The organism is Pseudomonas arsenicoxydans, assembly GCF_006438915.1.
Lineage (GTDB): Bacteria > Pseudomonadota > Gammaproteobacteria > Pseudomonadales > Pseudomonadaceae > Aquipseudomonas > Aquipseudomonas arsenicoxydans_A.
This window is the reverse complement of the sequence record NZ_RCZE01000001.1, coordinates 87,009-98,785: the sequence shown is the minus strand read 5'-3', so window position 1 is coordinate 98,785 and position 11,777 is coordinate 87,009. Positions and strand designations below refer to the sequence as shown.

Here is an 11,777-nt window from a genome sequence, read left to right as displayed (position 1 = left end):
TTATTCGGCTGATTCCACTGCGGCGATCATCCGCACTACGTCCACTGTTTCAGCTACATCATGGACGCGCAATATACGCGCCCCATTGGCTGAAGCCAGTGCTGCGAGTGCAAGACCACCATAAAGTCGCTCACCAACCGGCCGATTCAAGGCCTGACCAATCATGCTCTTTCGCGAAACCCCGACCAACAGGGGCCGCCCCAAGGCATGCAAGGCTTCCATATGCTTAAACAAGCTTAGATTGTGCTGCAAGGTTTTCGCGAAGCCAAAACCCGGATCAAGAATAATCCGCTCCGGCGGGATACCCACCAACGCGCATTGAGCCATTCGCTCGGAGAGAAATTCGCCGACCTCCCTGGTGACGTCCTCGTAGTGCGGATTGTCCTGCATGTCGCCCGGCTCACCGAGCATATGCATCAGACACACGGGCAACCCCGTGGCAGCGGCCGCATCCAGGGCACCGTCTCGACGTAGCGAGCGCACATCGTTGATCAAACCCGCACCAAGCCGCGCAGTCTCGCGCATGACCGCTGGAGTGGAGGTATCGACAGAAATAATCACATCCAGCTCGCCACTGATGCGCTCAACGATAGGCGCTACGCGCTCCAACTCCTCAAGCGGCGAAACCGCCCGGGCGCCTGGGCGGGTTGATTCGCCACCGACATCAATCAGTGTCGCACCCGCCAACACCATCGACTCGGCGTGGCGCAAAGCCGCATCGAGCTGGCTGTATCGGCCGCCGTCGGAAAAGGAATCAGGAGTGACATTGAGTATGCCCATGACATGCGTCTGGGCCAAATCAAGAACCCGGTTGCCGCAAGGCAACCGGGTCGAGGACTGAACAGAAGTCATTTCAAACCTTATACGTCAGCAGCCGGACCGCCGATCGGTGTTTCCGGACGCTCATCTTGCACCACCGGAGGTGTCCCGGATGTACCGGTACCGCCTGACCAGTCACGAGGTTCGCGAGGCGCACGACCCGCCATGATGTCATCGATCTGATCAGCATCGATCGTCTCGTATTTCATCAAGGCATCTGCCATGGCATCAAGCTTGTCGCGGTTGTCCGTAAGGATCTGTTTCGCCGTGCCGTAGCACTGATCAATAATGCTGCGCACTTCAGAGTCGATCAGTTTGGCTGTCTCACCGGAGAAGCTCGCACCCTGACCACCGCCGCCGCGACCGAGGAACACTTCACCCTCTTCTTCGGCATACATCAACGGACCGAGCTTTTCTGACAAACCCCACTTGGTCACCATGTTCCGCGCAATCTGGCTGGCACGCATGATGTCGTTAGAGGCACCCGTGGTGACGCCATCGAAGCCCAGGGTCATTTCTTCAGCAATTCGGCCGCCGTACAGCGAGCAGATCTGGCTGATCAGCGCGCGCTTGGACAGGCTGTAACGATCTTCTTCCGGCAGGAACATGGTCACACCCAGCGCACGACCGCGCGGGATGATCGACACCTTGTAGACCGGATCATGCTCTGGCACGACACGACCAACAATAGCGTGGCCGGCTTCGTGATAAGCGGTGTTCTGCTTTTCCTTCTCGGACATGACCATCGATTTGCGCTCGGCGCCCATCATGATCTTGTCTTTCGCCAGTTCGAACTCTTTCATTTCGACGATGCGTTTGCCAGCACGGGCTGCGAACAAGGAGGCCTCGTTCACCAGGTTAGCCAGGTCAGCGCCGGAGAAACCAGGTGTACCGCGAGCAATTACTGCCGGAGCAACGTCGTCACCCATTGGCACTTTACGCATGTGAACCTTAAGAATCTGTTCGCGACCACGAATGTCTGGCAGCCCCACCACAACCTGACGGTCGAAACGGCCTGGACGCAGCAACGCAGGGTCCAATACGTCCGGACGGTTGGTTGCAGCGATAACGATGATGCCGTCATTCATTTCAAAGCCGTCCATCTCTACCAGCAACTGGTTGAGAGTCTGCTCACGCTCATCGTGACCGCCGCCCATGCCGGCGCCACGGTGGCGACCAACGGCGTCGATTTCATCGATGAAGATGATGCATGGCGCGTGCTTCTTGGCCTGCTCGAACATGTCGCGGACACGACTTGCACCGACACCCACGAACATTTCGACGAAGTCAGAACCGGAGATGGTAAAGAACGGCACTTTCGCTTCGCCGGCAATCGCCTTGGCCAGCAAGGTTTTACCGGTACCCGGAGGGCCAACCATCAGCACCCCGCGAGGAATACGGCCGCCCAGACGCTGGAACTTGCCCGGATCGCGCAGGAACTCGACCAGCTCACCGACTTCTTCCTTGGCTTCGTCGCAACCGGCAACGTCGCCCAAGGTGGTTTTCACCTGATCTTCAGAGAGCAGGCGCGCCTTGCTCTTCCCGAAACTCATCGGCCCACCCTTGCCGCCTGCACCGCCCTGCATCTGCCGCATGAAGAACATGAACACGGCAATGATCACGAGGATCGGGAAGCTTGCGACCAGGAGTTGGGTCCAGATGCTTTGCTGTTCAGGCTGCTTGCCTTCGACCACGACGTGGTTGTCCACGAGGTCGCCGATCAGACCGTTATCCTGGATAGCCGGACGAATGGTCTTGAAGCTGTCGCCATCGTTGCGTTTACCGGTAATCACGTAACCGTCAACCGCTACGCGCTCGACCTTGCCATCCTTGACCTGCTGGATGAAGTCGGAATAGTTGAGGGTCTGCGGCTCGTTAGGGCTGGAGAAGTTGTTCATCACTGTCACCAGGACAGCCGCGATGATCAACCACAGGATCAGATTCTTTGCCATATCGTTCAATTAACTACCCTCTGAAGCAAGCTCCGCTAATGGCGCGCGCTTCGCATGATATTCACCGGCCTAACTTACTACATTACCTACGGCTCTGGCAGGCGCCGTCTGTAACCCTTTGTGAAACACTTTCTACACAATATTCGCTATTGCTCGCGGGGCGAAATACGAAAATCCTATCGACCCGCTAAAAAACCTCGATTTACTCACTACGGCCGCGGTAGCCCCAAGCCAGCATGTATTGCTCGCGGGAACTGCCACGGGAAGAGTCCGGCTTGATCATCTGGACCTTGTCGAATTTCTGACGAGCGTCCTTCACGAAAGCATCAAACCCTTCGCCCTGAAACACCTTGATCACGAAATTACCACCCGGTTTGAGTATCCGAGCCGCCAGATCAAGAGCCAGCTCACATAGAAACATGGCTTTCGGCATGTCCACCTCAGGCGTACCACTCATATTGGGGGCCATATCGGAAATCACAAGGTCTACCTGCGAATTACCAACGGCCTCAAGGATCTGAGCGAGCACGTCGTCCCGGGTGAAGTCACCCTGGATGAAAGTCACGTCTGGAATGCTGTCCATTTCCAGGATGTCCGAAGCGATCAGACGCCCCTGACCACCGATCAGCCGACTAGTGACCTGCGACCAGCCGCCGGGCGCCGCTCCCAGGTCGACAACACTCATACCTGGACGGATCAGTTTGTATTTCTCCTGGACCTCCAGAAGCTTGTAACTCGCACGCGAGCGGTAACCATCCTTCTGGGCCTGCTTCACATAGGGATCATTGACATGTCTTTGCAGCCACTTAAGGCTTGTCTTGGAACGGGCCACAGGCCACCTCGAAAATAAAACGGGTCGTGATTAACTGGGCGGTCCCGGACTCGCTCGGGTAAACTGGCCGCCGCTTTTTACAAGATCAGACGCAGGGGTCAGATTATGCCGCTCACTCAAGAGCAGAAGAAACAGTACAAATCCATTGGCCACCATCTGAAACCAGTTTTGATTGTGGCTGACAACGGTTTGACTGAAGGTGTGTTAGCCGAACTTGAACGCGCTTTGGCGGATCACGAGCTGATTAAAATCAAGCTCAACATCCTCGATCGCGAATCGCGCCTGGCGTCCATTGCAGAACTCTGCAAGGTCGGCAAAGCGGATCTGGTTCAAGTCATCGGCAAGATGGCACTGATTTACCGCAAAAACTTCAGCGTCAACAAGCAGCTGTCGAACGTCCATCGCTTCAAGTGATGGCAAGGGTCAAGGGTGTGCTTCGCGCACCCTGCCGCTCCCTCCCGGCACCGGCTGCAACACCAGCACCAGCCCGGAAAACCCCAGGATCAGGTAGCTGAACACCTGCCACCGCACCGCCTCCGGCCAACCGGTGCGCACCGCGAAAAACATCGCACACGCATACAGCGCCATCAGCAGCAGCTGCCCACGAATATCGCGCCATAGACTGGCAAGGCCATCGGCCTGTACCAGCACCAAAGCCTGAAAAATCACACACGCTGTGGCAAATCCCACCATCAGCGCATTCAGCATGCCTGCAATTTCGTCGACCAATAGCGGCGCCAGACCTATTTGGCCCAACGCCGGCACCAGACCGATGTGTAACAGCCACAAGCCGCCAACCCACAACATCTGAGTCAGCTGCCAAACCATGGCGCCCGCACGCAGCGGGCGCAGGCCTTTAGATGTGGCGGACTTCGACAATCTCGTACTCGATCACGCCACCCGGCGTTTTCACGGAAACCACATCACCCTCTTCCTTGGCAATCAAGGCGCGGGCCAGTGGCGAACCGACGGAAATCTTGCCGAGTTTGAAATCAGCCTCGTCCTCACCCACGATGTGGTAAGTGACGCGCTCATCGGTCTCGACGTTGGCGATTTCAACGGTGGTGCCGAAAATCACTTTGCCGGTGTGAGGAATGCTCGTGACGTCGATGATGACCTGATTCTGAATCCGGCCTTCGATGTCACGGATCCGCGCCTCAACCATACCTTGCTGCTCGCGAGCAGCGTGATATTCGGCGTTTTCCTTCAAGTCACCCAACTCGCGGGCCGTTCCGATGTCCTGGCTGAGCTTAGGACGAACGACCTTGGTCAGGTGAGCGTGTTCCTCTTCCAGGGCTTTCGCGCCCTGGACGGTCATTGGGTATTTGATCATGCCTTCAATCCTGCGTGTAGATCCTGCAAGCGGCGTACGGTCTTCTCGGGACCGAACTTCAGCGCTTCGCAGATGGCTTCGCCAGCAGCAATAGTCGTGGTGCAGTAGATCTTGTGCTGCAGGGCATTACGACGAATGGAGTACGAGTCGGCGATCGACTGACGACCTTCGGTGGTGTTGATGATCAGCGTGACCTCGTCATTCTTGATCATATCTACCACGTGCGGGCGACCCTCGGTCACCTTGTTCACACGGCGCACTTTCAGGCCTGCGGCTTCAATCAGCTTGGCAGTACCGGCAGTGGCGACCACTTCGAAGCCCAAGTTGATCAGATCACGGGCTACGCCTGCAACCAGCGGTTTGTCGTCGTCACGTACGCTGATGAACGCGGTACCGCCGGTCGGCAGCACTTCGCTGGCGCCCATCTGGGCTTTGGCGAATGCTTCACCGAAGGTGTCACCCACCCCCATCACTTCACCGGTGGACTTCATCTCTGGGCCGAGGATCGGGTCCACACCAGGGAATTTGGCGAATGGGAACACCGCCTCTTTCACGCTGTAGAAGTTCGGGATTATTTCTTTGGTGAAACCAATTTCCTTCAGGGTTTTACCGGCCATGACGCGAGCCGCGATCATTGCCAGGGAAACACCGATGCACTTGGACACGAACGGGACGGTACGGGAAGCGCGCGGGTTGACTTCGATGACGTAAATGTCTTCGCCTTGCAGCGCCAACTGAACGTTCATCAGGCCGACAACGCCCAACTCCAGGGCCATTTTCTTGACCTGTTCGCGCATCTCGTCCTGGATGTGGCCAGGCAGCGAGTACGGCGGCAGGGAGCACGCGGAGTCACCGGAGTGAACGCCGGCCTGCTCGATATGCTGCATGATCGCGCCGATCACCACGTCGGTGCCGTCGCAAACCGCATCCACATCCATTTCGATGGCGCAGTTGAGGAAGTGATCGAGCAGCACCGGGCTGTCGTTCGACACTTTCACCGCATCACGCAGGTAGCGCTTCAGCTCTTCTTCTTCGTAGACGATTTCCATCGCACGGCCGCCCAGTACGTAGGACGGACGAACCACCAGCGGGTAACCGATCTTGGCGGCAGCGCGAATCGCTTCGTCTTCGCTGCGCACCGTGGCGTTTGGCGGCTGACGCAGGTTCAGGCGCTCAACCATTTGCTGGAAGCGCTCACGGTCTTCGGCGCGGTCGATGGCGTCAGGGCTGGTGCCGATGATCGGCACGCCGGCTTCTTCCAGGGCGCGAGCCAGCTTCAGCGGGGTTTGGCCGCCGTACTGGACGATCACGCCTTTCGGCTTCTCGACGCGGACGATTTCCAGCACGTCTTCCAGGGTTACCGGTTCGAAGTACAGGCGATCAGAAGTGTCGAAGTCGGTAGATACGGTTTCCGGGTTGCAGTTGACCATGATGGTCTCGTACCCGTCTTCGCGCAGCGCCAGTGCCGCGTGTACGCAGCAGTAGTCGAACTCGATGCCTTGGCCGATACGGTTAGGACCGCCGCCCAGAATCATGATCTTGTCACGGCCCGACGGTGCGGCTTCGCACTCTTCCTCGTAAGTCGAGTACATGTAGGCGGTGTCGGTGGCGAACTCGGCCGCGCAGGTGTCAACGCGCTTGTAGACCGGGTAAACCTCGAGCTTGTGACGGTGGCGACGCAGCGCCTTCTCGGTCACGCCCAGCAACTTGGCCAGACGCATATCGGAAAAGCCTTTGCGCTTGAGGCGGAACATTACGTCGCGGTCGATGCTGGCCAGACCCAAGGTCTTGACCTTCTCTTCTTCCTTGATCAGATCTTCGATCTGCACCAGGAACCACGGGTCGATCATGTTCATGCCGAAGATGTCTTCGACCGACAGACCGGCGCGAAAGGCGTCAGCCACATACCAGATACGCTCGGCGCCCGGCACGGTCAGTTCGCGCTTAAGCACGCTCATGCTTTCCGGGTTGCTCAGGTCGAGCTTCTCGTCCAGGCCGCAAACCCCCACTTCCAGACCGCGCAGGGCTTTCTGCAGGGATTCCTGGAAGGTCCGGCCGATGGCCATGACTTCACCGACCGACTTCATTTGAGTGGTCAGGCGCGCGTCGGCTTTCGGGAATTTCTCGAAGGCGAACCGTGGCAGCTTGGTCACGACGTAGTCGATGGACGGCTCGAAGGACGCAGGCGTAGCGCCGCCGGTGATTTCGTTCGACAGTTCGTCGAGTGTGTAGCCGATCGCCAGCTTGGCAGCGATACGCGCAATCGGGAAACCAGTGGCTTTCGAGGCCAGTGCCGAAGAGCGGGATACACGCGGGTTCATCTCGATCACGACCATACGGCCAGTGTCCGGGCAGATGCCGAACTGAACGTTGGAGCCGCCGGTTTCCACGCCGATCTCACGCAGTACCGCCAACGAGGCGTTCCGCATGATCTGGTATTCCTTGTCCGTCAGGGTTTGTGCCGGAGCAACGGTGATCGAGTCACCGGTGTGCACGCCCATTGGGTCGAAGTTTTCGATCGAGCAAACGATGATGCAGTTGTCCTTCTTATCGCGGACAACCTCCATCTCGTATTCTTTCCAGCCGATCAGGGATTCATCGATCAGCAGCTCTTTGGTCGGAGACAGGTCCAGACCGCGGGCGCAGATTTCTTCGAACTCTTCACGGTTGTAAGCGATACCGCCACCGGTGCCGCCCATGGTGAAGGACGGACGGATGATGCACGGGAAGCCCAGCTTTTCGAGGACTGCGTTGGCCTCTTCCATGCTGTGGGCGATACCGGATCGCGGGCAGTCCAGGCCGATGGACTTCATCGCCTTGTCGAAGCGCGAACGGTCTTCAGCCTTGTCGATGGTATCGGCGTTAGCACCGATCATTTCAACGCCGAACTTCTCCAGAACGCCTTCGCGCTCCAGGTCCAGTGCGCAGTTCAGAGCGGTCTGGCCACCCATGGTTGGCAACAGCGCGTCCGGACGCTCTTTTTCGATGATCTTGGCAACGGTCTGCCACTTGATCGGCTCGATGTACGTGGCGTCGGCCATGTCCGGGTCGGTCATGATGGTCGCTGGGTTGGAGTTCACCAGGATGACGCGGTAACCCTCTTCGCGCAGGGCTTTACAGGCCTGGGCGCCGGAGTAGTCGAATTCGCAGGCCTGGCCGATAACGATCGGGCCAGCGCCGAGAATCAGGATGCTTTTAATGTCTGTACGTTTTGGCATGGGTTTGTCACTCAAATCCGCAGGTCAGTCGGCAAGCCGTCTTGTTCAATCTTTGAAGCCTTGAGGGGGCCGCCGGTGTCGGGACCGCCCTCAAGCCTTGCACCATCAAGGCGAGCGATCAGCGTCGCTTGGCCATCTCGTTGATGAAGCGATCGAACAATGGCGCTACGTCGTTCGGGCCAGGGCTGGCTTCCGGGTGACCCTGGAAGCTGAAGGCGCTCTTGTCGGTACGCTCGATGCCTTGCAGGGTGCCGTCGAACAGCGATTTGTGGATCGCGCGAACGTTGGCCGGCAGGGTCGCTTCGTCTACGGCAAAACCGTGGTTCTGGCTGGTGATCATCACCACACCGGTGTCCAGATCCTGGACCGGGTGGTTGGCACCGTGGTGGCCATGGCCCATTTTCAGGGTCTTGGCGCCGGAGGCCAGCGCCAGCAGTTGGTGACCCAGGCAGATGCCGAACACCGGAATCTCGGTTTCGAGCACGTCCTTGATCGCCTGGATCGCGTAATCGCAAGGCTCCGGATCACCCGGACCATTGGACAGGAACACGCCATCCGGTTTCATCGCCAAAACGTCAGCGGCCGGGGTTTGCGCCGGCACCACCGTCACGCGGCAACCGCGCGCGACCAGCATGCGCAGGATGTTCAGTTTGACGCCGTAGTCGTAGGCAACCACGTGGTACGGCAGCTCGGAAGCGTCGATGGTCGCATGGCTGTCGGTTTTCAGATCCCAGACAGTCGAGCGCCATTCGTACTGCTCTTTGGTGCTGACGACTTTTGCCAGGTCCATGCCTTTGAGGCCAGGAAAACCCTGTGCAGCGGCGATGGCGGCGGCTTCGGAAATGTTGTCACCGGCCATGATGCAGCCGTTCTGCGCGCCCTTCTCACGCAGGATGCGCGTCAGACGGCGAGTGTCGATACCGGCGATCGCCACAACGTTGTTGGCTTTCAGGTAGTCGGACAGGGACATCGTGTTACGCCAGTTGCTCGCAACCAGTGGCAGGTCACGGATGACCAGGCCAGCGGACCAGACGCGGTCAGACTCGGCGTCTTCCGGCGTGGTGCCGGTGTTGCCGATGTGCGGATAGGTCAGGGTAACGATCTGTTGGGCGTAGGAAGGATCGGTAAGAATTTCCTGATAGCCGGTCATTGCGGTGTTAAACACCACCTCACCAACGGTTTGACCGTCGGCTCCAATGGCTTCGCCGCGAAAAATGCTGCCATCAGCAAGGGCGAGTATGGCTGGCTTAGTCAAGAAGACCTCCCGTAAATAAAGCCTGAAAGGGCGATCGCAGGTTGTAAAAAAGCGGAGTGACGTATGGACACGTCACCCCGCTTCTTCACCGAATAATTCTGCGCGCTTTTAGTGGACACACTAAAGCTGTAGCTTACAGAAAAAGGCATTTTTGGTCTACCGCCAATGAGCCCGAAAGGCTGGAGAATGCGACAGGACGTCGCTTGGCAGTGTAAAACCGGGCTCAAACGCAGAATTTGAACCCGATTTCGGGCGCATCTTAACGCAAATCGAGAACGTCTTGCATGTCGTAGAGGCCGGGCTCACGACCATCCAGCCACAACGCAGCACGCACCGCACCCTTGGCGAAGGTCATGCGGCTGGACGCTTTATGCGTGATTTCCAGACGCTCACCTTCGCAGGCGAACAGCACCGTGTGATCGCCGACCACATCACCGCCGCGAACAGTGGCAAAGCCGATCGTTTCACGCTCACGCGCGCCGGTATGGCCTTCACGACCATAAACCGCGACCTTCTGCAGATCACGATCCAGCGCACTGGCGATCACTTCACCCATGCGCAACGCGGTGCCTGAAGGCGCATCGATCTTGTGTCGGTGATGCGCTTCGATGATTTCGATGTCCGCGTCATCACCCAGCACGCGCGCCGCCATGTCGAGCAACTTCAGCGACAGGTTGACACCAACACTGAAATTGGCCGCGAACACGATCGGAATGTCTTTGCCCGCCTCAGCCAGCAACTGCTTCTGCGCAGCATCGAGACCCGTCGTGCCGATGACCATGGCCTTGCCGGTCTTGCGGCAGAACGCGAGGTTTTTCAGCATGACTTCCGGCAGCGTAAAGTCGATCAACACATCGAACTCATCAGCGACCGATTCCAGATTGCCGGACAACGGCACGCCGATGCGGCCCAGCGAGGCCAGCTCGCCGGCATCCACGCCAATCAACGTGCTGCCAGGGCGAACGACGGCCGCCGTCAGGCCGGTCAGCGGCGCGCGCTGTTGCACGGCCTCGACCAGAATCTTGCCCATGCGCCCGGCAGCGCCCATCACAGCTATACGTCGCATGCCGACTCCTTACAAATCGCCGAAGAAGCGCTTCACGCCTTCAAACCAACCGGTGGTTTTCGGCGAATGGCTGTTGTCGTCTGCCAGGGAACTACGGAATTCTTCCAGCAATTCACGCTGACGACGGCCCAGGTTGACCGGGGTTTCGACCGCCACACGGCACATCAGGTCACCGGCACCGCCGCCACGCACTGGCGCAACGCCTTTGCCGCGAACACGGAACTGCTTGCCGGTCTGAGTTCCCTCTGGGATTTTCAGTTTGACTCGACCGTCAAGGGTCGGAATCTCCAGCTCGCCGCCCAACGCCGCATCGACAAAGCTGATTGGCACTTCGCAGAACAAATGCTTGCCGTCGCGCTGGAAGATCGCGTGCTCGCGCACATTGATCACCACGTACAGGTCGCCCGTCGGGCCACCCTGAGCGCCCGCCTCGCCTTCGCCAGACAGGCGAATGCGGTCACCGGTATCGACACCGGCCGGCACTTTGACGGAAAGGGTTTTGTACTCTTCGACACGACCTTCGCCGTTGCAGGAGTTGCACGGGTCGGAAATGATCTTGCCTTGGCCATGGCAGCGCGGGCAGGTTTGCTGCACCGAGAAGAAGCCTTGCTGCATACGGACCTGGCCGATACCGCCGCACGTCGGGCAAGTGACTGGCGAGGAGCCTTTCTTGGCACCCGAACCGTCGCACGGCTTGCAGTTGACCAGCGTCGGAACGCGGATATTCACGGTGGTACCGCGCACCGCTTCTTCCAGGTTCAGTTCCAGGGTGTAACGCAAGTCACTGCCGCGCTGGGCACCGCCACGGGAACCGCCGCGACCGCCACCGAAGAAGTCACTGAATACATCGCCAAAGATGTCAGAGAAATTCTGACCGCCAAAACCGGCACCGCCACCACCCATGCTTGGGTCAACACCAGCATGACCGTATTGATCGTACGCCGCGCGCTTGCTGGAATCGGACAGTACTTCGTAGGCCTCGTTGGCTTCCTTGAACATCTCTTCCGACGCTTTGTCATCGGGATTACGGTCCGGGTGATGCTTCATCGCCAGGCGACGGTAGGCCTTCTTCAGGTCTGCTTCGCTTGAGCCACGCTCAACACCCAATACTTCGTAATAGTCACGCTTTGCCATATGTCTTTGCACTCTTGAGGACGTCCGGCAAACCTCTCCTGAGCCTTGCCAAACTCGTTGAGCCCCAATACAGGCCCGGACCCAACTCACGTCAATTCAACGATCCTGGTCTTTGATTCATTGCGGTACTTTCGGCTCGAAAAGCAGGAGCATTCCCGGCCATACCAG

The 11,777-nt window shown here is 58.4% G+C and carries 10 protein-coding genes; 1 reads left to right on the top strand and 9 read right to left on the bottom strand.

Going from position 1 to position 11,777, the window contains the following annotated elements:
* From folP to rlmE, 3 genes are all read right to left on the bottom strand, one after another.
* On the bottom strand, positions 1-852 hold the full coding sequence (gene folP / locus EAH78_RS00425) for a dihydropteroate synthase (RefSeq protein ID WP_140664039.1): 852 nt from the start codon (positions 850-852) through the stop codon (positions 1-3).
* An 8-nt stretch (positions 853-860) separates the two neighbouring features.
* Entirely contained in the window at positions 861-2,771 is a 1,911-nt protein-coding gene (ftsH, locus tag EAH78_RS00420) for an ATP-dependent zinc metalloprotease FtsH (RefSeq protein WP_140665606.1), read from the bottom strand.
* Positions 2,772-2,973: 202 nt separating this feature from the next.
* Entirely contained in the window at positions 2,974-3,603 is a 630-nt protein-coding gene (gene rlmE / locus EAH78_RS00415; RefSeq protein WP_140664036.1) for a 23S rRNA (uridine(2552)-2'-O)-methyltransferase RlmE, read from the bottom strand.
* 105 nt (positions 3,604-3,708) lie between these two features.
* On the opposite strand from rlmE, the gene EAH78_RS00410 reads away from it, so the two are divergent.
* On the top strand, positions 3,709-4,017 hold the full coding sequence (locus EAH78_RS00410) for a YhbY family RNA-binding protein (RefSeq protein ID WP_007942889.1): 309 nt from the start codon (positions 3,709-3,711) through the stop codon (positions 4,015-4,017).
* Positions 4,018-4,026: 9 nt separating this feature from the next.
* On the opposite strand, the gene EAH78_RS00405 is transcribed toward EAH78_RS00410, so the two are convergent.
* The 6 genes from EAH78_RS00405 to dnaJ all read right to left on the bottom strand — a co-directional run bounded on the left by EAH78_RS00405 (position 4,027) and on the right by dnaJ (position 11,609).
* Positions 4,027-4,431 (bottom strand): MFS transporter, encoded by a 405-nt coding sequence (locus tag EAH78_RS00405; RefSeq protein ID WP_140665603.1) that lies wholly within the window; start codon positions 4,429-4,431, stop codon positions 4,027-4,029.
* Between the two features lie 28 nt (positions 4,432-4,459).
* On the bottom strand, positions 4,460-4,936 hold the full coding sequence (greA, locus tag EAH78_RS00400) for a transcription elongation factor GreA (RefSeq protein WP_140664031.1): 477 nt from the start codon (positions 4,934-4,936) through the stop codon (positions 4,460-4,462).
* Positions 4,933-8,154, bottom strand: a complete 3,222-nt coding sequence (gene carB, locus EAH78_RS00395) for a carbamoyl-phosphate synthase large subunit (RefSeq protein ID WP_140664028.1) — start codon at positions 8,152-8,154, stop codon at positions 4,933-4,935. Before carB ends, greA begins: the two co-directional genes overlap by 4 nt.
* A gap of 118 nt (positions 8,155-8,272) precedes the next feature.
* Positions 8,273-9,409 (bottom strand): glutamine-hydrolyzing carbamoyl-phosphate synthase small subunit, encoded by a 1,137-nt coding sequence (carA, locus tag EAH78_RS00390; protein ID WP_140664026.1) that lies wholly within the window; start codon positions 9,407-9,409, stop codon positions 8,273-8,275.
* A gap of 259 nt (positions 9,410-9,668) precedes the next feature.
* Positions 9,669-10,475 (bottom strand): 4-hydroxy-tetrahydrodipicolinate reductase, encoded by an 807-nt coding sequence (gene dapB / locus EAH78_RS00385; RefSeq protein ID WP_140664023.1) that lies wholly within the window; start codon positions 10,473-10,475, stop codon positions 9,669-9,671.
* 9 nt (positions 10,476-10,484) lie between these two features.
* The gene (dnaJ, locus tag EAH78_RS00380; protein WP_109627906.1) at positions 10,485-11,609 is read right to left on the bottom strand and encodes a molecular chaperone DnaJ; all 1,125 of its coding nucleotides are present in this window, start codon (positions 11,607-11,609) and stop codon (positions 10,485-10,487) included.
* Between the last annotated feature and the right edge of the window lie 168 nt (positions 11,610-11,777).